This is a genomic window from Acidobacteriota bacterium (assembly GCA_016713675.1).
Classification (GTDB): Bacteria; Acidobacteriota; Blastocatellia; order Pyrinomonadales; family Pyrinomonadaceae; genus OLB17.
Genome location: JADJOS010000004.1, coordinates 78,780 through 102,036, shown reverse-complemented (window position 1 = coordinate 102,036; position 23,257 = coordinate 78,780). Strand labels below are relative to the sequence as shown.

Here is a 23,257-nt window from a genome sequence, read left to right as displayed (position 1 = left end):
CAGAGGCCTTAGCATCCAAACTATTGAGTTCTCTTTGTTGGGCTCGCTTGAGAGGCGAGACTTGATAGCCGCCGTCAGTTATCTTGTCGATCAGCGTGACTGTATTCTTATGGGCATTGTGCTCTTCAGGAGATTCGAAAGCGTCGATAGAGGCCAACGCGCCTTGCGACTGGTAATTCGTCCTTTAGAAGTTTGCGCTCCGTTGCCGGATCAGACGATACCTGTTCTTCCCGGGTAGAATTTGAGAATAAGATTGGACTGCTAGGATGCTTGCGAATGACTTCACCTAGATTAAAGCGATCCTTGAGCTTTACCATTAATTGCTCAATTCCCAGTGGCGGAGCTTTTTCGCCGTATAGGCGAAGTACCTCGTCGCTCAGCGAGGCCGCAAGACGGTCACGATCCACAAGTGTTAGATCTGACTCGCCACCTAAGATTTGCTCGAGCTTCCGCGATAGGCGGCCCGCTCGTGTTGTCCATTCTTCAAATAGCCGAATACTTTCAGCATCCTGTGTGTGACTTGCTGAATCAAGGAAACAAATTCTTGGATGGAAAGTAACTCATCTTCCGGAAGTATCGCCATAAGGCCTTTCGGTGCTAAATCGGCATCCGCAACAAGCTTTCGTTTAGCGAATCCTAGAATTTCTACAATAGGTAAATGACGATCAACAATTGCCGAAACATAATAGTCAGACAGGACTCCAACAATCATCAGAATTGTGGGAATGTAGATGGCACGTTCCTCCGAGTCAGTTGCGGTCCTGACCTCGACACTCCAACCGTTGACGGCGAAATCGTTAACATCTAGAAGGTCAGAATAATCTGATTTCTCAGCTCGGCCATCGAAACACTCTAAGCCATGATCTTTTTCAAGATGATCCCCGAAGGTTAGGCTAACGGCTTGCGAAACTAGTAATCTTTGTTTTGCCTTCTTCGTGGATGCTGCTTGCGGATGAAGCGGCATTCTCTAGAACCTCGCGGGTAATTTCAAGTCTGATATTCGCGTTCATGATAACTTAGCTACCTTGCTCGTCCGTTTAATTGATAGAGTTCCGTCACCCGTTCTTGGCAGACATACTCGAGTCTTGTGCGCCTTCGCTGAGCTATAAGGCGGTTCATATTTTGTACTTCTGGATATTCTCCTGAAATGTGTGCCGCCAAAATCTCATCTGTTGAACATTCAGGCGCTAAGCAGGTTAGATTTAAGTACCCGTCTTGGTCATAACTCCACCAAACACGATGCCAAGCAATCGGACCAAATCCGAGGGTTGGCTTGTCTGAATGAAATTCATTGAGCGTCTGATTCAACAACTCCGAAATTTGTTTTGTAAGCTGGTCAAATTCGAGATCATGTTCAAATGAGAAGTTGGCGAACTTGTAAGCAATTGCTCCAAAATCAGAAGCTTCCAGACGAAACATTGTCAGACAACAAGTCATAGCTTTCGTGCTTGTAAGTCAACTCTTGGCGTTCCCGGAAATCTAGCCACTTTCATTTATTTGGAGGCTTTTAAGAAGCTGGCGTTCGTCAAAACCCAGCAGTCTCGTCTCGTCAGTCTGTAGAGCACAGGCTTGATTTACTGCGACACTCTGCATCGCGAATTCGACACCAACTGAGACCATCGACTGAAGTCTCAGAGCCACATACGCCTGCAAGGCCTCCGGACTTCGCTTTAGAGCACCTAATCCTTCAAAGTCTTTAGTTACGGAGTCCAAACCTTTATCAGAATGTGTCAGACAATACTCTGCCAACTCGATAGTCCGTTGTATCTTCCTGCCAATCTGGTCGACGATATAGTCAATCAGTTCTTCCGCATTGTTTAACGCGAGTTGCCTATCTTCTGTGTCCGTAAAACCGTTGACCGCATGAAGAACGGCCTTCGCGACAGGGCCGTCGTAGGCACAGTCTGCGGCTGTCCGACCCTGTTTCGGGTACCGAAGAGCGATAATTATTTCATTCAGCAGATCTCTGGCCCGATCAGAATGGCCACGTCCCGCCGATTTAAGCGCTTCGATCCAAAGTGACATGATTAGCAATAGGCTTCCAATGCAATTCTCGGAGCATGTAAACCAAACCTCGTTTGAATAACGCTAACAACGACCATCTCCGGAAGAGCAGCGTCTTGTCGAATCTCCACTTCATTAGGGAACTTCTCAATTATAGCATTAAGTGCTTTAGCCTTAACCGTATAGGAGTTCTTTCTAGAATATCCCTTAACCGTTTTCGCGATTCGATTCGCCAAAAAAGCCTTCTGCATGAGAGAATTCCGATTCTGCCGCTCAGCCTTCTGCAAAACAATTGAAAAACTTAGTTTCATGAACAATTCTCCGCTGGCGTAGTTACGCTCACACCTATGCCGGATCCAACGCTGGATTTGTTCATTTCCAAATAGTTTTTAATATCGCCTTTCGCTTAGTCCGCTGGGCAAAATTAGGTAGGTCTTGGATTCTATGCGGATTATCCTGATGGCTAGTTAGATATGGCTGAGTAGCGAGGGATTCTAAGACGAAGGTCGTCACGAATCCAATTCAGATTCTTTCGCCTGTCTACCGAAAATCTCCAAGGAGTGTAAAACCTCCCCAGAAATAGGGTTCATGAAATCCGGATGACTTGTCGTTAATCAATTCACGTGCAGCTGTTTGCAGTGAAGATGCCGTCGATGACCCTTTAAGAAGTTCTCGGTAGAAAATTCCGCTGAATTTTTGGGTTGCACGATCGCTTGCTTCCCATTGCGACGAAACTACCGATGAACTCCCAGATCCCAGCATTGCCCAAGGAATACTAACCAGCCCTTCGCCGCTATGCACTTTGCTCGTGTCGCAGGATGCGAGGAATGCTAAGTTGTTCGGCTTGAGCCGGACCGATAGGAGATCGTTGACGGTTAATTTGCCGGAGTCGGCGGCATTCTGCTGAAAGGCAAGAAATGAAGATAGAGGATTTTCGCTATCGAGTTGGGCGTGCATGGAGAAATGTAGGATGTCAGCGTCCGCCGAAGATTTGAGGAAATCCGATTTGGCGGCATTCAGTCGAGGAGAACTTCCGAATAACTTTCCAATGCCTATCGCCTCGCTATTTACATGGGCTAGTTTCTGACGGTTAAAAGTATCATTTGCAAAGATCTGAATAGTCTGTCTTCGAGGCGGTTCAGATAAGAGTTGTTGCTTTAGTAAATAAACAGAAGGCGAATACGAAACCGTATTCGTCTCGATTAAGTACTTATTACCGTCTGGGCTCAGGGCATGGAAAGGTATTCTCCACAAAAGTTTGTCAGGGACGATCACTAGGTGATTTGATTTCAGTTCCAATGGTTTTAGCAATAGATCGTAGATTTTCTTCCCATCGACCTTGAAGAAAATACGATCCTTTATCTTAGTTTGAGTTTCTGAGGCGAGTTTTGTGGCCTGTACGTCATTGACGGCAAGTTTAACTGCACGTAATGGTTTTGCTGATTCAATTACGAAGGCAAGGAGTTGACCTGACGGCGTGAATTCATGTGAAACTATTGCCACGTCCTCGGGAAGTTGCAAACCCTGTGTCGAGAAACCCTGAGTTTGCTTGCTCCCTGTTTGCTTATCGCTCACGATGCCATTTTCCAACTCTGTTAGGCCGCTTCATTTTCTTTTCCTTCAATGTAGTTGCGAGAAGTCGTAAGAAGTTGGTTTCGGATTGAATCGGAAAGGTCAGGACGTGGCTTCAGGACCGACCGTTCGATCCTGTCCCTTAGCAGATTTGCTTTAAGTAGTTCAGAATATTCAAAGGCTTTCGTGGGATTGCCAGTTACCTCAATCTCGCTGAGCAGTCGATAGACGGAATGGTGAACCTCCATCATCGCAATGGAAAGATCGACAGTCGGTGAGTATCGAAAAGGCTCAAACAAGGAGAGCGATTTTGCCGCATATTCCCTCGCAGATCGTTCGTCGCCTAGCCGCCATGACCCCAATGCGAGTTTGTAATAGATCCGGGGTAAGTCGTCTTGAAAATTCTCATCTTCAGTCAATTTACGTAGATGGTGAGCGTTCGTTATAAGTTCTTTCCAGTTCTGATCTCGCTCGGCAATCGTGCTTTTCCAATAGGGCACAATGAAGTCGGAAGTGCCTTTCTCGTTTGCCAGCCTTGAAAAATACTCCTCTGAGACTAATGGGTTTCCCTTGAAGTTCTCGACCAAGGCTCTCCCCAAGAGACATTCAAAACTAAACTGCTTTTGTTTATCGATCGATTCCAATCTTGCCAGATAGCTTTTCGCGGAATCGATATCATTTTCATATAACGATCGCAGCAAGAGGCTGGAAAGGAATTGTCCGGCGTGATAGTCCGCTCTAGCTCGGGTCGAAAGGGCAAGGCCCTTGAGATACAGAGCCTTGGATCGTTGGGGCTGACCGGTGACATCGAGCAGGTTCGCTAATTCCAGATGTGCGATTCTGTTGCGATGTTCGAATTCTCCATTGAAGATTTCGCAACTAATCTTTCCGCATAACTAAGTGCGTTGGCGTAGTAGAACTTCGCAGTCCAAGCTAAGCTCAGAAATCGTAGTGCGTCATAGTAAATGGAAATGTGGCCGCTTGCCAGAGCCTCTTTTTCAGCTTTTTCCAGCCATATGATCGCTGCAAAATCATGACCCGCTGAATACAGGGTCCGACCGACTTCCAACTGGTAACCTGCGAGCGATGCTGAGTCATTTGCCGATATTGAGTTCGCTAATCGCAGGTTTTCAAGAGCCGCTCCAAAATCACGCTTTGAGCGAGAAACTGCGGCCTTACATAGGTAAAGATTGGCGACAGAGTCGGGAAAGCGAGTTCGTAGTTTGGGATCGGAAATGAATGGATCAACAACCTGAGCAGCTTCATCATATCGACCCAGTTGGATGAAAGTCCGACAGGTTAGAAAGGCTAAATGAGATGCTTCTGCCAATCGTCCCGATTTTGAGAGTCGCGAGATTTGAGCAGGGGCGAGTTTGGCTACTTCTTCAAAGTATCCCTTTGAATATAGCTTAGATATGTTCTGTGAACCGGGTTGGCTCAAAGATATTTCCGACATGAGGGCTAATGCGAAAATGACCAGAATCGATCTTGTCGCATTAGCCCACATGTTCGGTTTGCTTCTCATCAAAGTTACTCCTAGTCCGGTGTAGGACGACAATCACCGTTGCCATTGTCACCGCCCTCATTATTCGGCTTACAAGTCGTACACTGCCGCAGGGGACATTGATCATTGCCGCCCGCGAGCGAGAGCAACGCGGTTAACGCATAGGTAACTATGCTGCTGGTCGCTGGCAATACCCCGCCAGTAGCGAAAATATTGCCAGCTAACACAGTTGTTAGGGCCATCCCTAAGAGAAGAGTTTTGATTCGTTTCATTTCATTTCCTCCGTAAGTGAGTCTTAATAAATTCATACATCGCCGCCGTGACAAAGCGTCCTCCGACGCCATGTCCCGCCTCGTTGGCATATATGAACCAAACATTGGCTCCCGCATCTCGCAGTTGAGACTTGAGGCCGAGAACATCCCCTTCGGGGACCCTTGAGTCGAGTTTTCCCCTGGTCAGGAACAACGGTGTCCCCTTCCACCTTGAAGCATTGTTCAACGGAGAAAGCTCATCAAGCTTTTCATTAAGATTTCGTCTTTTGGATCGCCGTATTCATTTTTTGCAAATTCATCGATCCAGCTTTGCTGCAGATAATTCCTGATCGACACTAGCGGATATTCGGCGATGACGGCCCGGATTCGGGAAGATTCCTTAAGCCCGGTCGCTAGAGCCACGAAGCCCCCGTAGCTTTCGCCACGGATGATCACGTTATCCGCGTCGAGGTCCGGCTGCTTTCCGATCCAATCGAGGAGCGAGCTAATATCTCGAACGGCATCCTCTCTTTTGGAGCCGTTATCCGCATCCATGAATTCATTACCGAATCCTCTCGATCCACGGATGTTAGTGTGGATAATGGACAACCCGAGGAACGTCGCAAACCGGACATCGAGAGAACTAAATGTCGGGCGGTCGAGCACCTGAGGTCCACCGTGGATAAACACTAGCACGGGACTTTTCTTTTCAATTTTCGTGGGTTTGACGATGTATCCAGAAATTTCTTTACTATCGAAAGACCTCCAACGTATTGTTTCGGGAGGTTTCACGGTGCCCGTCAAAACCTCAGGCAAATTGGAGTTCGTCCAAGTGGTTGTTTTCTTCGATCTGAGATCGAACGACTGTATCAATGCAGGTTGACTGATATTTTCAATGGTGAAGACGACCTCGGTTTCGGAAAGCCAACGGGTGTTCCAAACTACATACGAGCCGCCCAGAAAGTTTGAAGCGGTTGGAACAATTTTTCGGTCTTTGATCTTTCCTATCCAGAGGCTGTCGATTCCGTTTAATGCTTCTTGAACCAATAGTGATTTTCCATCGGGCGAAGGCTTTATGTCCCCCAGGTATCCTCGGACATTCTGAAGACCTATACTTTCCTTCTTGTTGGTGCGTGGATCAATCGAAATCAAGCATCGACTACCCCCGCACTCCGGCGAATCTTCTGCTATAACGAACGCCTTTCCGGCCGCGAAAAACGCTTTCGTCGCATTTCCTGATTCAGAAAGCGGTGTGAGTTTGCCGCTGCGGATCGAATAATTGAAAATGTGTTGATTGCTGGATGATTTCCAGTACTTGAGCAAGATGTTTCCTTGGTCGATGTCGATCACATTCCAAAGGCCCTTCAGCTCCAGGGAGAAGCACTTGCTCGCACTCAAATCGCTTTGACAGAGTTTGGTTAACTTAGTTTCGTAGTCGTTGAGAGTGTAATAAATGCTTTTTCCATCTCGTTCCCAGATAAATGAATCAACTGAATCGTCCTTTCCATTAAAGCTCGATAGCTTTCGAGCCTCAGCTTTTCCGTCCCACAGGAAAAGCGCGTAATTATCCGGGTCCTCTTTGTCGTTGTTAAAAGCAACGACTGAAGAGTTTGGACTTACTCGAAAAGTGTTTGGCACCCTTCCGTCAATCGCCAAATTTGGCTTAGCCAATGGCGACTCTACTGAATAGATGGCATTCTTTTCATCGGTGACAAACAGTTGTCGCGTCGCTCGATCAGCATCCCATATCAAATTGTTTTTTATCGCGGACGGTTCAAAGAACAAATGCTTGACATCTTCATTCTTGATTCGCGGAACCCCCTCCAATTTGAAGCTGGGTGGCACTGGAAGATCGTCAGACTGCTGCCCGTGTACTGAGACGAGCAAGCAAAAGAGGATAACCGCCCGCGACAGAAACTTAATTTGGTTGTGATTTATTCTGTTCATTTTGATGCCACACACCGCAATTCAAACGACCCCCGTTGTCTTTCCATGGCTCCGGATTTTATGTTGTCTTCCGTGGCTTTTCCCGAAGTAAGAATTTGGGGCGGACCAACGATCTTATTGCCGTTCTTTAGCGTAATGATTAGCTTCCAGCGATAGGACTTTGCCGGATCAAGCCTCACGGCAGAACGGTAATATGTTTGAGATTTCGACTCGAAATGATCGATCATGTTCTCATCGAGGTCGGAAATATAAATGTCGTAGGACTCAGCCCCTTTTACAGAATTCCATCTAAGAAAGACCTCTTTCCCATCGGATTTGGATTCAAGACTGATCGTGGCCCCGCCCGAGCAAGGGTTTTCGCTTCCGCGAGTTTCGGCGTTCTGCAACTTCGGCCCGTTTGCTGGAACGCCTGCCCCTTTCCTTTGGTCGTTTTTGTCAAGGGGCTTTGGTCTCGAATCTCTATTGGGCCGTCCACACTCTTTATGGGTAACTGTTCCTTCTCGTGAGTTGTCTGATTGGCAACGTCCGGGACTGGATTCAACTCATTCGTGACTGCGGCAACAGTATTCGACGTAGTGAACTTTTGAACACCAACAAAATAGATTCCCGCCAGAAGCAGAATCGCGAATCCTGCAAATGCCATTACCCTCGCAAAGGACAATATTGGAAAATCGAAAAATCGATACTTGTGTTCAGATTCATCCAGTCCCTGACCGTTGGCACCGAGAACACAGTCCCGGAACTCCTGCGGAGTAACAGATGGCAGTTTTGCTCGACATTCTTTACAGGCGAGAAGATGTCGACCGATCTCAATCGATCGGGAAGAAAAACTGTCTTCTCGAAACATGGCGACCTCAGCAGCTGATAAGTGATCTTGATTCATTTATTTCATCAACTCCTTAAGTCTCTTGCGAGCGTCAAATCTCGCCTTCTTAACCGCGCCTGCGGTTGTCGATCTTTGGCCATTGGCCGAATTCGGGTTTGCTATCTCAGCGATTTCAATATCGCTTAGAGGCATTCGTGTTGAAACCCTTTCCCAAGACTCCTTTGTCAGCTCGAGCTTTGCTAACAGTTCATTCTCTTCGATTCCAAATTGGAGCGCGGTGAAGGACTTCCAATCGGCTTCTGCCATTCGTGAGCCTTTGCCCTCAAACTTCGTGAGCCACTTCCAAAGCCTTAAAGCAGCCTCCTGCGAAATATCCGGCACGTCATCGGCCAGAACGGATCTACGACCAGCTATTACTTTGCGAATTAGTTTTAACGATTCTGCAAAAAAGCCCTCCCGATCAAGCGCACTATCTGACCCACTCAGCGGGTCGCCGGGTGAAGTTTGTAACTTGGAAAGGATTGGGTTATCCACAATTTTATTCCCTTTACCGGACTCGTTATAACAAGATCATATTTAACCAATGGCGTTATCCAACGTTCGGATCGATAACTAGCAATATTCGTAGAGACGCTTTTTCCGAGGTTAGAAAGTTACCTTCTTTCTAACCGGCCACTGAACTCCTGTTCTGCTTAAGTATTGACTGTTATACAACTTACGACGCGCAAATGTAAACAAAAATTATCTAGCACGTCTCGAATTTCTCGATCTGTGTTTGCTCGGTGAATAGCCTGATGCAAGATGTGTGCCGCGGAACCTCTTTACACTCCGTCCCTGATTTTATGCCCCGCGATCGGATGGGATTGTATTTTGAGGGATAGAACAAGATCTTCTCAGAAATGCCCTCGCGATCATAACAACAATCGAGCAAGGGCGGCTTAACATATGGGAATCAGTCGTTCAGGATCAATAAAGAAATTAAATCGTATTACCCATTGATTGGTGCATAAATATTCCAGATCTGGTTTGCATTTGTGCCAAGAGGATATTTACAAACCAGCCTCGTCGTCTCAAACATACGCAGCTCAGGTGATCAACCCAACTACTACTCGGCATTGACTTCACGGAAACAGTAAAGAGTTGAAACAACAGTTCTGCCTGAGATTTAAGTCATGGGAACCGTGGATCGTCCCCAGTCTGGATGCCGGATAGTACACGAAGAGCCTGAGCATTTGGCTGAGTGTATGAACAGACACGAAAGCAATCACAAGCTGTTCAGCGTTGCCTGGCTCGAGGTGGCCGCGTTTCGGCCGCCGACAGGCTTTGAGTATGAAAATATCTGTGAATTTGATTTGACCGTCGATGAACTCGAAAATCGCCTTCTTGCCTAGTACGAACCAATCAAGCCGAAATGACCCGCGAAGCAGAATTATCGGATAGCATCGCAAAAGCTGACGATGCACCAAAGCATCTCTACACCATCATCAGTTCTTGCACCGGCTCGAAAGCTTCGCCAACTCCTCCGACCCATCGATAAGAAGGATCCTGGGACCCAGATAATCAAAGAGTTATTGAAGCCAGCATGTCATTGTGTTGTGGTATCATAATTGTCAAAATCAGTGGATCTTACTAGTGATAAGCAAGATTTGAGCAGCTAATTTGCTATCTTTTCGGCATTTTACCGTAGCGATGAACATTCCTTTTAAGGTATCAGCTAGAACAGCGCACTTATTGGCAGGGAGAATATCGCTACGTTTAAGGAGCAATCATTGAGTTAGTAAAAAACGGATATGACGCAGACAGTGCGGTGAGCATTGTATATTTCGATAATAAATTTGCGGTCTTACAAAATGAGTTATCATCTGCCCATTTTCAAGAGCTTTTTAGATCGCGGAATACCGCGTGAGAATCTGGTCGCTATCTACGATTCCGTTGACGAAGCCTATCAGCTCAAAGATTTCATAAGCGATGGGGAAAAGGCCGAATTCAAAAAATTAATTTCACAATTGTCATCCTTGTACATTATTGATTCCGGGGAGGGCATGACCCAAAATGTGATTCGTAACCACTGGATGACTATTGGTACTGACAATAAGACGACCGACGTATTTACTAAAACTGGAAGGGTAAAGGCCGGTGCCAAAGGGATTGGCCGGTTTGCACTGGATAAACTTGGAAGTAAGTGTGAATTGATTACGGTTTTTAATCCAGATAATCACGAACCTGATACTAATGAAACGGGAATACCTACGAAGAATTCGGGCTACATATGGAAAGTGAATTGGGATGATTTTGAAGGGGAATTTAAGACGATTGATAAAGTCATTGCTGAATTAATTGGCACTGAAACTAAAACTCTTCGGGAGGAGCTTATTGCTCAATTACCCAATCTCGATTTGACCGAAATTGGGTCGGAGAAGAAATTTGATTACGGCACAATATTAAAGATAACGGGACTTCGGGATACCTGGGGAAGATTATTTTGTTGATCGGGTGTATTCGGATTTGGAGGTTTTGGTTCCCCCTAAAGAAAGTGGTGGGTTTGAGATATTTCTCTACAGTTCCTTGATGCCGCAAAAATACGGAGAGGTATTTGGGTCGGTTTGCGATGACTATGATTACAAAATTACCGCGATCGCCGATGAACATCAGAACGTTAAGATAAAAATTTCGCGCCGTGAATACGAAGTCGCATTAATACCGCCCGAATTTTTCAGACGTCCTGCCATGCAGGAATTTCCCTACACAAAAGCGGATTTCGAAAATGAATCATGGGAAATTGAGAAATCCTTTAATCAACTAATGCCGGGATTTGCAGAGATTGATGAAGATGACGTATTTAATGATATTGGAATCTTTGATTTCTCTTTTACTACTTAAAGAGAACTTTTAGCACACCGGATGCAAACAGATTTTTTTATCGAAAATTCGCATCGAACAAAAGAAAGACTGGTTAGATAAATTTGGAGGAGTTAAGTTATTCAGAGATAACTTTAGAGTCAGACCATTACGGAGAAGTTAAAGATACTGCCTTTGACTGGTTGGGATTAGGTAATAGAAAGCAGTGAGTCCTGCTGGGATTGCGAAAAAAGACGGTGGCTATCGGGTGGAACCTGTAAATGTTGCCGGAGCGATCAAAGATATCCAGGCTTACCAATGTAGATTTTGAAGATAAATCAAGCCGCGAAGGTTTGCAGGAGAATAAGACTTTTCAAGTCTTCAAGACATTAATTGCGTCGATTATCAACATTCTCGAAAATGACAGATCTTTTATCGCGAGGGAGATGGATGCTTTTGACGATGAGCGATACGGCCCCGCTCGGAGTCGTCAAGCCGAAAAATCGCATTGGCGAATTTTAGAAGAGAGTAGAAAGAGAAAAACAAAGGATGCAAGTGACACCGATGAAGAAGGGATACCTATAGAAGAAGATGATATAAAAAACCCAACAATTGGAGATCATTGCTGGATTGAATGAAGAAAAAATGAAGAAATCGAAAAGCTTAAGAGGAGCAGAAAGTCCTAAGAGGACTGGCTAGCAGCAGGATAGTTTTAGCATCATTCAGCCATGATCTGAGTAAATTAAATAGTGTTTTGGATTCGAGAATCGATAAATTGCGAGCATTGTTCTCTGAGAAGGTTCTTGAAGCCGAATACTCAGAAATTGAGGATAGGAAGAATCCTTTTGCTCAACTTGAAAAGATGCGGAAGCAAGATTTGAAGCTTCAGAACTGGTTAAATTTTTCTTTGGGAGCTACTAGGAAAGATAAAAGAAAGAGAAAGCAATTATTTTTCAAGAAATACTTTAACGATTTAAAAAATGACTGGACGACGATATTAGAAAATAGGGCCATTACTTTGGATATTTCTGATATAGAAGATGGGGACATTAGGGTATTTGAAATAGACTTCGACAGCATTTTTAGTAATTTGCTAGTTAATTCAATTGATTCTTTCATTATTTCAACGATACCCAGAGAAAGGAACATCACGATTTCAATCAGTAGCAATGATCGAGAGACTGTTGTTGACTATTTTGATAATGGACCCGGACTGTCTAAGGATATCGAAGACCCACAAAAGGTGTTTGAACCGTTGTTTACGACGAAGCGTAATGCTCATACCGGTGAAGAAGAGGGTACCGGATTGGGAATGTGGTTAATTAAGTCAATTGCCGAAGAGAATGACGGTACCGTTAATCTCCTTTATCCAGAAATCGGATTCGGTATAAGGATGTCATTCCCGATAAAGTTCAAGGGCTAAATAAAATGTATAAAATTCTCTTTATCGACGAACAGAAGGACGACATAGAACAATTTAAGGATTATGTCGATGCGGCAAGCACTCCGGGCAGCGTCGAAGTTGTGGCAGAATACCCGCTGGAATCTTTAGATGAAATGATTGAGAAATCTTTAAGATCGACACGGATGCTGTGATAACCGATTTCATTCTCAATGATTATAGGGAAGACATTAAATACAATGTTCCATACAATGGAGTCCAACTTGTAAAGAGCTTACAGCAATTAGAGACGGTTTTCCATGCTTTGTGATGACCTCCTTCGATGACAGAGCAATCACTGAAAGTGACGATGTAAATATCGTTTATATTAAGGACATTTTGCATAGCCAAGGTAAAGAAACCGCAGCTAAGGCTAGCTTCTTAGAAATGGTTGAGAATCAGATCAAGCACTATAAATCAAAAATAGAGGAAGCGGAAAGCGAAATACTGAGATTGGTGGAGTTACGAAATGCTGGTACAGCGACTATGGACGATGAAAGCGAGATTATACGTCTAGACCATTTCCTAGAAGTATCTACTGATAGAAAAAATAGCATTCGGATGAATATAAGACGTTATCTAACAGTCGATGACTAGAAGAACTTCTCACCAAGGTTGATACCTTATTAGGCAAAATCGAGTAACGATGGCAAAGCAATTCCGAGAAAATCATCCTACTAGGCAGTATTGCGGAACCTATGCCAATTATAGGAGCTATAAGCCCCATCTGGCTGCTGATTTTTCAAAACGTTGTGGCTACACGGATTGCCCAGATTCCTGGTTTGGTGGAATAAATAATTTCCATATTGACCATTTCATTCCTTGGAAAACCTATCCCCACCTGCCAAATTTAAAAACGGACTATCAAAATTTAATTTACTGTTGTTCGTATGTAAATATTTTGAAGTCTAATGATGAGGAGAATACATTGATCCTTGCAATGAGGTTTCCAATGTTCATTTTTCGAGAGATGATGTCGGCAACATCGTGCCTAATCCTGATTCTCCGAACGCAATCTACATGTATAAAAAGCTAAGACTTTTTATGAGACGGTATCAGATCATTTGGCTACTCGAGAACTTACATAACAAGATGCTGCTCCTGACGCCGAAAATTGAACAAACGAAGGACGCGGAAAAGAGGAAGGATTTACTGGTAACAATGGGCGAATTAGGTATGGAGATGACTAAATATCTTGAATACTTAAAGAAGCATCAGTAGTCAAAATTTCAAATGAGGCATCAAGTATTCAAGTTCTTAAAACAATGCTCATCCGAACCACAGGTCGTTGATAGTTTAATTGTCTCAGCCTTTCTTTCAATAAACGAGTTGAATGTCGAGAACAATGTACTTATAAAGTCCCTTATCGTTCAGGAAAATAGCCAAATCGAGTACCAAAACGTTAAGAAATTCATCAAGCTTCTGGAGAAAGAATTTTCCACCTTTGGTTTTGAAGAATTAATTGAACTTTTCGAGTTCGTTATTTCCCCGCCGATAAAATCGTTACTGGGGCTGTTTATACCCCGGCATACATTCGAGCATTTATTATTAGTCGAACCCTGACCTCGGATAAGAGCAAGATGCAGGGAATAAAAATTGCCGATATTTCCTGTGGTTGTGGAGGCTTTCTTTTTGACGCATCACGAAAGCTAAAAAAGAAGACCCGAAGATCATATGCGAATATTTTTAAGGATCAGATTTTCGGCCTAGATATCCAATCTTATTCAATAACTAGAGCAAAGATTTTACTTACTCTGCTCGCTTTGAGTGAAGGCGAGGATCCTGAAACGTTCCACTTCAACCTGGTCGTTGGAGATACGCTTACATTTGAATGGAAAGCACTCCAACGACTTCAATGGATTTGATCTTGTATTAGAAATCCTCCCTACGTTTTGTTCGAAACACATTTCTAGCGAGATCAAAACAAATATCGCAAATTGGGAAGTCAGTAGGTCCGGACACCCCGATCTCTATATTCCTTTTTTTCAGATAGCAATAGAAAACTTATCGCCAGATGGTCTGATGGGATTCATCACCATGAATAGCTTTTTCAAGAGCTTGAACGGCCGAGCCTTACGAGAGTACTTTCCAGAAGAAGAAGTTAGGTTTTGAGATTATTGATTTTGGAGCCGAACAGGTTTTAAAGTCTAAAAATACCTATACTTGTATCTGCATAATTAAGAATCGAGTTAGCACATTCATTAAATATCTAAAACGCAGAAGCGATGAGTTGCCCCCACCTCCAAAGTCTTTTAGTAAAATTCATTACGCCTCATTGGACTCAATGAAGGGATGGAACTTACAAGATAATGAAAGGATTTCAAAAATTGAGTCTACTGGAACTCCGTTTGGCGAGATCTATAGTACTCGACACGCATCGCTACTCTTAGAAACGATGTATATATTTTCAGGCCAGTCGAGGAGGATGACAAATATTATTACCTGCAAAATGGAAAAACATTTCGGATAGAAAAGAACATTTGTAAAGATATTGTCAATTCAAACAAACTTAGTAGGCCAACAACCATTAATGAGTTGAAAGAAAAAGTGATTTTTCCTCTTTTATAACGGCCTGGCTATTGTAGGGCACTCGGAAGAAGAATTGGCCGTAATAAAAAAAATATTGGAGTCACGACTGTTTTGGTATTACATTACCACGACGGTAAGCCATATTCTTCAAGCTATTTTCCTTAAACGGAAATTATATTAGAAACTTTGGGATCGTCCATCTGGACGAGAGCGAGAAAATTTTTGACGAACGAGCAGAGTAGAAATTCTCGATAATTTTCTTGAAAGCAAATACGATATAGACGTAAGCGACTAGAGGAATCTTTCAGGGTTTTAAACCCCAACTTAACACCAAAACCAACACATTTTAGATTTTCTAGTTCCAAGAACGCGTTATAAATACAACACGTGACGTAGGCGGGCTTATTTTGGGAAAGCTGATCAATTTTCATCCCTAGTGATTTACGACGGATTTTTTGCCGATATGCTCTAGTAGGGAAGTTTCCTGACTTTTCCAGGTTCCCAGATAGCACACCCCGAGAAATTCAGTGTCCCAATGATAGCCGAGACAGCATTCATACAGAATCTTGCTTATTGTCGCGAGTGGACTTTCCGAACTTCAAAAAGTATTCTCGTTATTTTATCAGATATCGAAATGGTGAGCCGATGTGAGACGTTGAAAAGAGTCTGACCTGTTTGATCGAACGCGGTTTATCTAACAATTGGAAATGAGAGCCCGCCCGAATCCGCTTGATCCGCAAGTTGCCAAATAACGCCTTTCGGCCGTCAAGACGCTACCGCGAATCTCAAAGTCCTTCTGTTCCCAAACAAGATTCGATAAACAAACAAATAATCAGCGGCTGAAAAGAGGTGCCTTCGGAGAAGGTTTCGAGGATGTCACTCAACATGATCCTCGGAAAATTAATCACACAGGAGAATTAAGAAAATGTCAGCAAATATTTCGATCATCGGCAACTTCGGCAAGACACCGGAAACTAAGATCACGGACAACGGCACCCTCGTGGCAAGCTTTTCAATGGCCTCGAATTCATTCAGGAACAGCGCGGAGGGGCGCGTTGAGAAGACCGACTGGTTCCGCGTGACGGCATTTGGCAAGCAGGCGGAGACACTTGCTCGCTACGTCCGAAAAGGCAGTCGTCTTTACGTTCAGGGCCGTCTGACCTTTAACCCGTGGGTGGATCAGAGCGAATCGCCACAAGCAGGTGCGGAGATCGTTCTACAGGAGTTCCAATTCCTGTCGGGCCGCCGCGATGAGGAAGGAGACGGAGCTGCAATGCAGCTGCCACAGAACGCACCGGTGGAACTTCAGCAGGCTGCCGCATACTGATCAATCAACAATTCAAATTCTAACTGCCGCCTAGAGATAGCCCTCTTTAGGCGGCATTCCTTTTTGAATCAGGATCGGCAGCTATGCGATATCGAGTCGTAAGAATGAAACGGATCTCCAGAGAGTTTGTAAGAGCCAATCGCGATCGCATATTCCTGTTCGGTGACAACCTTGCGGGCAAGGGCTTCGGCGGCCAGGCTGCGGCCATGCGGGGCGAACCGAATTGTGTTGGGATACCGACCAAGAAATTCCCGAGCAGTCGAGACGATGCGTTCTTTACGGATGCAGAATTCGAGCAAAACAAAGCCGCGGTCGACCGTGCATTTGACGGTCTATTTCACAAAATGTCGAAGGCTGAACAGACCATTGTCATTCCTGCGGACGGTCTCGGGACCGGACGGGCTCAACTTACGGTTCGCCGATGCAGGACTGGTGTGCGCATCTTTCATCGAATCCGTTGCGAAGGCGAGAACTCGAAGAGTTCTCGATCTTGGGCGATGTTGTCGTTCGAATCGCGGACGAACTTGAACCGGAAGCGTTGGACCGCGTGCGGATAATGTCGCTCGAATATGCGATGAAGGTTTTGTCCGACGAGACCGATGCCAAAGAGTTCGTCAGATGCGTAAAAGCAATCGCGAGCCCGGACGCCGGGCAGTATGAATTCGAACAGATCGCAGCCTACTACTACGGTGAGATTAGGCGACGAGGTGTTGGCGAGGTTCTCCACGAAATGGGACTGCTCGGTATGCAGTTAGAAGCTGTTACGGCGACTTCGGCAGATCGAGAGATCAGCTTCGAGGAATCTCGAACAAGAGAACAAAAACTTTGTGTTGCTGACCAACGCAGGGTTCAGGAAGTTGCTAAGAATCGCAGGCCGCTGCCGCCAAAATGCCCAAACTTCGACGATGAAATGCAGGCGGTTCTGCGGCGTGTCGGACGACATAAGGTTAGCCGCATGATGTTCGACGACTTTGCCGAATTCTATCTGGAAGATGGCGATAAATCGGTTGAAGAGCTCGACAGAGACTTCACGACTTTTGATCAACTTGAGCAGTTTGATGAGAATGGTCTTATCGGCATAACGATGAGTTCAAGCCAGCGTTCGGTGGTGGTCTTTGATCTCGATTGTGAGATCGATGCAAACTGTCTTCCATACGAATCAAGAGAGCTTTCGTCACAGCTTCCTAAGCTCTTTGTAGGCCATTCTTTAGGCGGCAACACCGTTCAGGAAGGACGCCGAATGATCAGCTGTGCTGGGTGGGCAATGCCTTCTAGACATCCGTTCTCGGATCGGGAATTCGAGGAATGGCTGGCACTTTCCCTTGATCAGATCTACGACAGCAAAGTCATCCGTTCGGTACGCCGTATCTGCTCATTTAAGCAAGGTAGTTTCGAGATCCTTGTAGATCAGGAAATCAACCCTGACTTTGAAGAGATGCAGTACGCCGCTTCTGTCCTGCGCCTATTGTGGCAGCGTCAATACTCTGACTTTCATCTGCGAAGCCTTCGCCACGATTCGTATCAAGAAACCTACCTTGCGATTCGCGGAACGTCGGACACGGCTGATTTAGCCGAACTTAAGAAAAAAGCGTATGCGGATTTTAAGGAACACAAAAGCCTTTCCCTTAAGGAGTTCACGGCTCTTAACACCGTCGCAAAATCTCAGGAAGTTAGGTTGAAGAATCAACTTTCAATCGACGCAAAACGATGGCTCCGAAAGATCGAAATGGCGACTCTTGGACAGCTACGTTTTCTGAAATTCGGTCTCTATAACGACCCGGCGGCGAAGGCATTTAAGCGGCAGGAGAAACAGAAATTGTGGGACGCGGTGAGGGCACGAGACGCGGAACTAAACGAGACCGTTCGCGCGAATCGCACGATCCAGGCGAGCCTCTTCACGCAGCCCAATGTTCAGCGAACACAGGTTAAGGTTGTGCATGCGGCCTGAAAATTGAAGAGCAATATTCAACGAAAGGAGCGGCGGTCAGTATTTTAGGCACAACGCCTGGAAAAACTCTCGCAGATGGCGAAACGCCGTTCCGTTCGGAGAACAAATAAACCACAAAAGGAGCAAGAAAAAACCATGTCAGCAAATATCTCGATACTCGGAAATGCGGGCCGCGATGCGAGCCTGAAATATTCGGAAAAGGGCACCCCGGTCGCGAGCTTTCCGATCGCTTCAAACTCGTTCAAGAATGGTTCGGAAGGGCGTATACAGGTCACACATTGGTTCAATGTGGTTGCCTTTGGCAAGACTGCGGAGACGCTCGCCGAGCATGTAAAAAAGGGAACGCATCTGCTTGTCCACGGCAGGCTCTCGTTCAGCCCGTGGAGCACAGATAAGGGCGAGCCCAGATCAGGTGCCGAGATCTCGCTCTTCTCATTCGAGTTTGTCGGATCGAACCGTTCGGACGGCCAAACGGACCAGGAACCTACTGCTGACAGCCCCGAGCCGGACGTTCCCGAATTCACGGGCACGGCTGTTCCAGAGGCACCGGTCAATGAGCCGTTCATTGATCAGTTCTGAGGTAGGTTGTTTCTGCCAGTTGGGGCATGGCGTCGGTGCCGTGCCCCAGTTTCCTATAGAGAAAAACGAGAGGTGGACAATGAGCGTTATCAAGTTAGTTGAGAATAAAAGCGGGATAGAGAGTACGGCGGAATATGCGCCTCTTGTGACGATCTACGCGGATGCATCATGCATTAGGAATGGCTCAATCGACTCGTCGGCGGGCTGCGGTGTGGTTATGCTTGATCACAATCGACTGGAGGTAAAACTGGTTTCAAAATATTTGGGACAGATCACCAATCAGCAGGCCGAGATCCTTGCATGCACGTATGCGTTGGAGCAGCTTCGCAGATATTGTCGTATAGAGATCGTGTCAGACTCAAAATATGTAATAGATACGATGATGGGCCGAAACCACATGCGTGCAAACCGCTCGTTTTGGTCGCGTCTGGTCAAAGCATGCTACGGGCATCATGTGTCCTGGCGGTGGATAAAAGGACATTCGGGAGTGCAGTTTCAGGAAGTTGCCGACCGTCTAGCCCGTGCTGCGGCAAGAATATGCTGTGACGTTTCGGAAGCTGATATGGAGCAATTGGGCGGGCTTCTGTATCACGGCTCAGACCGGTTGGATATCCGCGAATTTGAGATGAAGCTTGAAATGATTCTGTCCCAATACGAGTCATCTCATCGGTCGTTCGTTCCCGTTGCAAAATTCGATGGGATTGGAACACTTCCTTCTGCTTTTTCCGCCTAGCTCATACTCTTTTAACCTCTAGTTTTAAGCCAGCTTTTGAATGCCGGATCGCGCTCAAAAAGGTGGTTTAGCGCGTACTCGACAACATCGTCATTGGTGATATCGGTACTCATGCTGATGGACGCGAACTGAAGATATTGTTTCAGTTTGCTGTCGGTCGCTTCGAGTACACGTGTGTTCAATTTTACGAAGTTCAAGCGGTTGATCTGCAGCAGCGGACGCTCGAAATTCTGCTTTGTAGAGGGGGTGATATTGCTCTGATCGTTCATTGGTATTTGGTCTCCTTACGTTGGCGAATTTACTGGCTTGGTTGGTAAATCAATCGGCGTGCCGTAGCAGAGAACTGCGGTATTTGTGGCAACGGGCGGCGAATAAACGAACCGCTTTTGGCGTAGAAAAAGAGGCGGATCGAGGGGGCTCGTAAAAAAACAAAAATTACAGCGGCGGGTGTATGACAGGATAGACCAAGAACCAGCCCGTGTAATTCACATAAGTCTCACACTGTCAATAAGTTACGCGGTGTCATCAAAATTACAAACCGAAGCCCTCGCCATATTTCTCGCAAAAGGCACGTATTTTGCTCATGTCCAAATGGTCGGAGAAATTACAAACCGACGAATTGGTGACAAAACGCCGCCACAAAAATCGAGAGATGAGAAAGCGAGACAGAGAAAAAATAGTAAAAAATATCGAGTTGGGTATCGAGTCAAAGCAGGGACGGCCGATCAGCGTCAGGCCCTACGATGAGGACCACAAAAAACTTGAAGAGATCGCAGCCGAAACCGGTGAGAACAAGTCCGCGATCGTCCGTCGAATGATCCATTTCGCCTTGACCGATAGACACCAGCATTTTGCTTCGGGTCGCTGTCAGGAAAAGCTCGATTGGCTTGTGCGAACCGGACGCCAGAACGAGACGGTTGATCTTTCTGTAAGCGACAACATCGGCGAGATTCGAGAAAGCATTGATCGAATGGAATCGGAGCTCGAAAATGCACTAGAACTGCTACGTCAAGCAAGCTCGCTGACTACCGAAATCTACTCGATGTCGAGTATGTCGATTTCCTCGCTAAATCTCGTTTTCACAAAGCTCATCGAATATACGTCGCCGGAGACCAGCGACCGGAAACAGAGTGTTGTTATCGCCTCTACCGCAATGGCTGAGCTGATCGAACACGCCGTGTCCGATCTTAAGAAATGTCTCCTGTTCCACGAGCACGTCTCAGGAAACGAATCCCTTCACAACAGCTACCTTGCAACCAAGGTGCGAATACTAAAACAGCGAATCGATTCCTTGCCTAAACCCGCGAATCAAATAGCGAGCGAATCATGAGAGTTATTGCCAGCGTTCAATCAAAAAGAGGCAGTTCTCGCGGTCTCATTCATTATCTAGCGCACAGTAAGATCGACCGGAATGCAGAGCCCGAAAAAGGTCGTGAACTTTTTAACGAGTTTACCGAACACCTTACCGTAAGAAGCGCAAACAACTTTCTTAAATCCGATTGCGGCAAAGGCCGTCCCTCAAACAACGAACTTCACCATCTTGTTCTTTCATTTCGGCGGGAGGATTTTCAACAACTTGGTTCGACTGATGAGGAACGCCAGCGGCAAGTAAAAATCGTCACAAGATTTGCCATCGGACAGCTAGAAAAGAGTCTCCAAAGCGAGCGGCTTGCGTGGGCAGGCGCCGTTCATCTCAACACAGCAAACCCGCACGTTCATATCGCAATTCAAAAGCAATATCTGACCAAAGATCTTCAGGGTAGATCGCTGAACAAAATTCCGCGGGAGGCGCTTCCGCATTTTGAAATCATCGATGGAGAGAAACGGATTGTCGACGGTATTCTGATCGAATCCGCGAAGAAAAAACTTCAGGAGCTTGTTGCGGAACGGACACCTTCACGGGAACATGCCAATGACAAGCAGCACAATCGAAATGCTCCACAAAAACATGACGCCATTGAGTTTCAAAAGGGCGATGGAAATATTCACGAACGAGAGATTCTACGCCGGGGTATTCTTGCCGAATATCAACTCAAATTTAAGGAAGAAAAAATTGCCTTTCTTATCGAAAATCGTGAGAGCCTCAAGTTTCCGATCAGGGATCCGGAGAAAGCAATAACGCAAAGAGTCTCGCTCTTGGAGCTGAGGCAATCAGCAACCAACTCCGAAGACTGGAGCAAAACACCGCAATCACGCCAGATCATAGCGATAACCAACAGCATACTCGCCCGTGAAGAATCGGAATTCTTCAAACTCAAAGAGGAAACTGCATCTATTCGTGGGGAAGCAAATCAGATCCGAACCGACTACAGAAAAAGGGGAGTAAAAGTACCGGCGCCGGCATTCAATAAGCAAGAACTCGATGAAATTCAAAGCGAATGTCTAGCAAACACGAAAGTGCGAGAATTTCGCTATCTTGAGCAGGTGAGAACCGACCTTGAAAACAAGAAAGAAATCGCACCTAGAACTGTTTCTGATCTCGGACTTCTCGCTGGACAAAAAGCGGTTTCTGAAATGAGGATGCAGCTACATCAGCGGCAGCTCTCGGACTTCAAAGACAACGCGTATTACCGAAAGGTGAAGGTTGGAAACGATCGAGTCTCTTTGGCGATGATAGCTCGTCAAAATGATATCAAAAACGATGGTCGCGCTGTTCTTCAAAGCATTCGCTCGGCAATCGAATATCTGACCAACAAGCCCTCAAGCCGAAATTCCAAGTCAAGGGAATTTTTTCTATTTGATTCGGTCAACAGTTCTCTGAGTGAACAATCCTTGCAAATGCGCAAATCGATGCGGCAGGAGCAAAAGATTGTTGGGGTTCTGAGTGAAGTCCTTGATCGAAGCAGCACCTTCGATACAGTGAAGCCAGTGTTTTCTGCCGATCAGATCATCGAACTTGACACACTCTCAAGAAAACTCAAATTTCCCAAAGAATACGCATCCAATTGGAATCTCCAAAGGACATCGATTCAAGGGGCGGTGCCCAGCCAACACGGAGCCAAAGGAAAGATCGGCCCCGACGAAGCCGGGAATCTTTCTCACGCGATCGTGGGCCGCGCATTGGCAAGAGAAATTCTTTGCAATATCGGACTGAATAAGACAAAAGAAGACCTAGCTTTCTACCGAAGCTCGAAGCGTTTTCACAGATTTGCGATCGAGGACAAATCGAACGGTTCGATGAGTTATCTGAGTCTCAACGATGTCGATCTACCACGAAAAAGCTCGATTCTTGACCAAGCACTGAATCTACTGTTAGAGACAAAAGATCATCGAACCTTAAGACGCCAGATCGAAGACCGAGCAAAGGATCGCGAGAGATGTCTCAAAGCGGACGTGGCGGCCGCCAAAGAACTGTCGCTGAATGCGGCCAAAGAGGCTTCGGAGTTTAAGCAACTGTCCCTGTTGGGTAGTGCTGCGGATCTCACCTACCAGCCTATCTTCACAACAAGCGAGATCGCTGAGATCGAGAAACGCATCACAGCGACATCGAGCAGCCGGGAAGCAAAGCGCCTGAACTCGATACTCAAACACTCAGCCGGAATTGATGGGACGAACTTCAGGGAGCTTCTAGTATCGGTCGTCAAGCTCAAAACAAAAGCAGGGTCTGGCGAAGAACGAGATTCGACTGCACATGAAAAAGGAGGATGGCCCGAGAGGGAAGATGTGACGATTGGTCGAGGTATTAGGACCGGAATCGAACGGGGTTGATATCTAAATGTATAGAAAGCCAAACCATAATTGGTTGGCTAACTTCTAGG

26 protein-coding genes and 1 pseudogene are annotated in these 23,257 nt (G+C 45.8%); 15 read left to right on the top strand and 12 right to left on the bottom strand.

The features are described from left to right. Positions 1-430: 430 nt before the first annotated feature. The 11 genes from IPK01_13945 to IPK01_13895 form a co-directional block, all read right to left on the bottom strand. On the bottom strand, positions 431-964 hold the full coding sequence (locus tag IPK01_13945; GenBank protein MBK7934554.1) for a DUF1822 family protein: 534 nt from the start codon (positions 962-964) through the stop codon (positions 431-433). A 56-nt stretch (positions 965-1,020) separates the two neighbouring features. Then, complete coding sequence (locus tag IPK01_13940; GenBank protein ID MBK7934553.1) at positions 1,021-1,419, bottom strand: hypothetical protein; 399 nt, start codon at positions 1,417-1,419, stop codon at positions 1,021-1,023. 60 nt (positions 1,420-1,479) lie between these two features. Next, the gene (locus IPK01_13935) at positions 1,480-2,025 is read right to left on the bottom strand and encodes a hypothetical protein (protein ID MBK7934552.1); all 546 of its coding nucleotides are present in this window, start codon (positions 2,023-2,025) and stop codon (positions 1,480-1,482) included. Between the two features lie 2 nt (positions 2,026-2,027). After that, positions 2,028-2,315 (bottom strand): hypothetical protein, encoded by a 288-nt coding sequence (locus IPK01_13930; GenBank protein MBK7934551.1) that lies wholly within the window; start codon positions 2,313-2,315, stop codon positions 2,028-2,030. A gap of 229 nt (positions 2,316-2,544) precedes the next feature. Then, on the bottom strand, positions 2,545-3,579 hold the full coding sequence (locus IPK01_13925; GenBank protein ID MBK7934550.1) for a CHAT domain-containing protein: 1,035 nt from the start codon (positions 3,577-3,579) through the stop codon (positions 2,545-2,547). 20 nt (positions 3,580-3,599) lie between these two features. After that, complete coding sequence (locus tag IPK01_13920; protein MBK7934549.1) at positions 3,600-4,220, bottom strand: hypothetical protein; 621 nt, start codon at positions 4,218-4,220, stop codon at positions 3,600-3,602. 176 nt (positions 4,221-4,396) lie between these two features. After that, positions 4,397-5,101 (bottom strand): hypothetical protein, encoded by a 705-nt coding sequence (locus tag IPK01_13915; GenBank protein ID MBK7934548.1) that lies wholly within the window; start codon positions 5,099-5,101, stop codon positions 4,397-4,399. 252 nt (positions 5,102-5,353) lie between these two features. Then, positions 5,354-5,578, bottom strand: coding sequence for a prolyl oligopeptidase family serine peptidase (locus tag IPK01_13910; GenBank protein ID MBK7934547.1), 225 nt, complete (start codon positions 5,576-5,578; stop codon positions 5,354-5,356). Further along, on the bottom strand, positions 5,575-7,278 hold the full coding sequence (locus tag IPK01_13905; protein MBK7934546.1) for a prolyl oligopeptidase family serine peptidase: 1,704 nt from the start codon (positions 7,276-7,278) through the stop codon (positions 5,575-5,577). The genes IPK01_13910 and IPK01_13905 overlap by 4 nt, the downstream gene beginning before the upstream one ends. A gap of 274 nt (positions 7,279-7,552) precedes the next feature. After that, on the bottom strand, positions 7,553-8,161 hold the full coding sequence (locus tag IPK01_13900) for a hypothetical protein (GenBank protein ID MBK7934545.1): 609 nt from the start codon (positions 8,159-8,161) through the stop codon (positions 7,553-7,555). After that, positions 8,162-8,638: a hypothetical protein gene (locus tag IPK01_13895; protein ID MBK7934544.1), complete on the bottom strand. Its 477-nt coding sequence runs from the start codon at positions 8,636-8,638 to the stop codon at positions 8,162-8,164. Positions 8,639-9,348: 710 nt separating this feature from the next. On the opposite strand from IPK01_13895, the gene IPK01_13890 reads away from it, so the two are divergent. The 13 genes and pseudogenes from IPK01_13890 to IPK01_13830 all read left to right on the top strand — a co-directional run bounded on the left by IPK01_13890 (position 9,349) and on the right by IPK01_13830 (position 19,499). After that, a complete protein-coding gene (locus tag IPK01_13890) occupies positions 9,349-9,495 on the top strand; it encodes a hypothetical protein (protein ID MBK7934543.1) in 147 nt (48 codons plus the stop codon). Between the two features lie 459 nt (positions 9,496-9,954). Beyond that, complete coding sequence (locus tag IPK01_13885; GenBank protein ID MBK7934542.1) at positions 9,955-10,593, top strand: ATP-binding protein; 639 nt, start codon at positions 9,955-9,957, stop codon at positions 10,591-10,593. 25 nt (positions 10,594-10,618) lie between these two features. Then, positions 10,619-10,984 carry a hypothetical protein gene (locus IPK01_13880; GenBank protein MBK7934541.1) on the top strand — a complete coding sequence of 122 codons (366 nt, stop codon included), beginning with the start codon at positions 10,619-10,621 and terminating at the stop codon, positions 10,982-10,984. A 239-nt stretch (positions 10,985-11,223) separates the two neighbouring features. Continuing rightward, positions 11,224-11,580: a hypothetical protein gene (locus IPK01_13875; GenBank protein MBK7934540.1), complete on the top strand. Its 357-nt coding sequence runs from the start codon at positions 11,224-11,226 to the stop codon at positions 11,578-11,580. A gap of 137 nt (positions 11,581-11,717) precedes the next feature. Continuing rightward, entirely contained in the window at positions 11,718-12,365 is a 648-nt protein-coding gene (locus IPK01_13870) for a HAMP domain-containing histidine kinase (GenBank protein MBK7934539.1), read from the top strand. Positions 12,366-12,370: 5 nt separating this feature from the next. Next, entirely contained in the window at positions 12,371-12,538 is a 168-nt protein-coding gene (locus IPK01_13865) for a hypothetical protein (protein ID MBK7934538.1), read from the top strand. Between the two features lie 115 nt (positions 12,539-12,653). Then, entirely contained in the window at positions 12,654-12,980 is a 327-nt protein-coding gene (locus tag IPK01_13860) for a hypothetical protein (GenBank protein ID MBK7934537.1), read from the top strand. A 636-nt stretch (positions 12,981-13,616) separates the two neighbouring features. Then, positions 13,617-15,207 (top strand): annotated as a pseudogene (locus IPK01_13855) (N-6 DNA methylase). A gap of 630 nt (positions 15,208-15,837) precedes the next feature. Then, positions 15,838-16,239, top strand: coding sequence for a single-stranded DNA-binding protein (locus IPK01_13850; GenBank protein ID MBK7934536.1), 402 nt, complete (start codon positions 15,838-15,840; stop codon positions 16,237-16,239). 104 nt (positions 16,240-16,343) lie between these two features. Further along, positions 16,344-16,796, top strand: coding sequence for a hypothetical protein (locus tag IPK01_13845; protein MBK7934535.1), 453 nt, complete (start codon positions 16,344-16,346; stop codon positions 16,794-16,796). Beyond that, positions 16,730-18,187 (top strand): hypothetical protein, encoded by a 1,458-nt coding sequence (locus tag IPK01_13840; GenBank protein MBK7934534.1) that lies wholly within the window; start codon positions 16,730-16,732, stop codon positions 18,185-18,187. The genes IPK01_13845 and IPK01_13840 overlap by 67 nt, the downstream gene beginning before the upstream one ends. Before the next feature lie 135 nt (positions 18,188-18,322). Beyond that, positions 18,323-18,766, top strand: coding sequence for a single-stranded DNA-binding protein (locus IPK01_13835; GenBank protein ID MBK7934533.1), 444 nt, complete (start codon positions 18,323-18,325; stop codon positions 18,764-18,766). 79 nt (positions 18,767-18,845) lie between these two features. Beyond that, entirely contained in the window at positions 18,846-19,499 is a 654-nt protein-coding gene (locus IPK01_13830; protein ID MBK7934532.1) for a reverse transcriptase-like protein, read from the top strand. Positions 19,500-19,510: 11 nt separating this feature from the next. Here IPK01_13830 and IPK01_13825 read toward each other — a convergent pair whose 3' ends face one another. Then, complete coding sequence (locus IPK01_13825; protein ID MBK7934531.1) at positions 19,511-19,768, bottom strand: hypothetical protein; 258 nt, start codon at positions 19,766-19,768, stop codon at positions 19,511-19,513. A 383-nt stretch (positions 19,769-20,151) separates the two neighbouring features. Between IPK01_13825 and IPK01_13820 the strand changes: the two genes are divergently transcribed. Both IPK01_13820 and IPK01_13815 read left to right on the top strand, forming a co-directional pair. Beyond that, positions 20,152-20,829, top strand: coding sequence for a ribbon-helix-helix protein, CopG family (locus tag IPK01_13820; GenBank protein MBK7934530.1), 678 nt, complete (start codon positions 20,152-20,154; stop codon positions 20,827-20,829). Then, positions 20,826-23,207, top strand: a complete 2,382-nt coding sequence (locus tag IPK01_13815) for a hypothetical protein (protein ID MBK7934529.1) — start codon at positions 20,826-20,828, stop codon at positions 23,205-23,207. Before IPK01_13820 ends, IPK01_13815 begins: the two co-directional genes overlap by 4 nt. Positions 23,208-23,257: the final 50 nt, after the last annotated feature.

Coding starts and splice junctions, on each gene's coding strand:
- IPK01_13945 (MBK7934554.1), bottom strand. CDS start 964: ATGCCGCTTCATCCGCAAGCAGCATCCACGAAGAAGGCAAAACAAAGA.
- IPK01_13940 (MBK7934553.1), bottom strand. CDS start 1,419: ATGTTTCGTCTGGAAGCTTCTGATTTTGGAGCAATTGCTTACAAGTTC.
- IPK01_13935 (MBK7934552.1), bottom strand. CDS start 2,025: ATGTCACTTTGGATCGAAGCGCTTAAATCGGCGGGACGTGGCCATTCT.
- IPK01_13930 (MBK7934551.1), bottom strand. CDS start 2,315: ATGAAACTAAGTTTTTCAATTGTTTTGCAGAAGGCTGAGCGGCAGAAT.
- IPK01_13915 (MBK7934548.1), bottom strand. CDS start 5,101: ATGAGAAGCAAACCGAACATGTGGGCTAATGCGACAAGATCGATTCTG.
- IPK01_13905 (MBK7934546.1), bottom strand. CDS start 7,278: ATGAACAGAATAAATCACAACCAAATTAAGTTTCTGTCGCGGGCGGTT.
- IPK01_13900 (MBK7934545.1), bottom strand. CDS start 8,161: ATGAATCAAGATCACTTATCAGCTGCTGAGGTCGCCATGTTTCGAGAA.
- IPK01_13890 (MBK7934543.1), top strand. CDS start 9,349: ATGAACAGACACGAAAGCAATCACAAGCTGTTCAGCGTTGCCTGGCTC.
- IPK01_13885 (MBK7934542.1), top strand. CDS start 9,955: ATGAGTTATCATCTGCCCATTTTCAAGAGCTTTTTAGATCGCGGAATA.
- IPK01_13875 (MBK7934540.1), top strand. CDS start 11,224: ATGTTGCCGGAGCGATCAAAGATATCCAGGCTTACCAATGTAGATTTT.
- IPK01_13865 (MBK7934538.1), top strand. CDS start 12,371: ATGTATAAAATTCTCTTTATCGACGAACAGAAGGACGACATAGAACAA.
- IPK01_13860 (MBK7934537.1), top strand. CDS start 12,654: ATGACCTCCTTCGATGACAGAGCAATCACTGAAAGTGACGATGTAAAT.
- IPK01_13850 (MBK7934536.1), top strand. CDS start 15,838: ATGTCAGCAAATATTTCGATCATCGGCAACTTCGGCAAGACACCGGAA.
- IPK01_13845 (MBK7934535.1), top strand. CDS start 16,344: ATGAAACGGATCTCCAGAGAGTTTGTAAGAGCCAATCGCGATCGCATA.
- IPK01_13835 (MBK7934533.1), top strand. CDS start 18,323: ATGTCAGCAAATATCTCGATACTCGGAAATGCGGGCCGCGATGCGAGC.
- IPK01_13830 (MBK7934532.1), top strand. CDS start 18,846: ATGAGCGTTATCAAGTTAGTTGAGAATAAAAGCGGGATAGAGAGTACG.
- IPK01_13825 (MBK7934531.1), bottom strand. CDS start 19,768: ATGAACGATCAGAGCAATATCACCCCCTCTACAAAGCAGAATTTCGAG.
- IPK01_13820 (MBK7934530.1), top strand. CDS start 20,152: ATGAGAAAGCGAGACAGAGAAAAAATAGTAAAAAATATCGAGTTGGGT.
- IPK01_13815 (MBK7934529.1), top strand. CDS start 20,826: ATGAGAGTTATTGCCAGCGTTCAATCAAAAAGAGGCAGTTCTCGCGGT.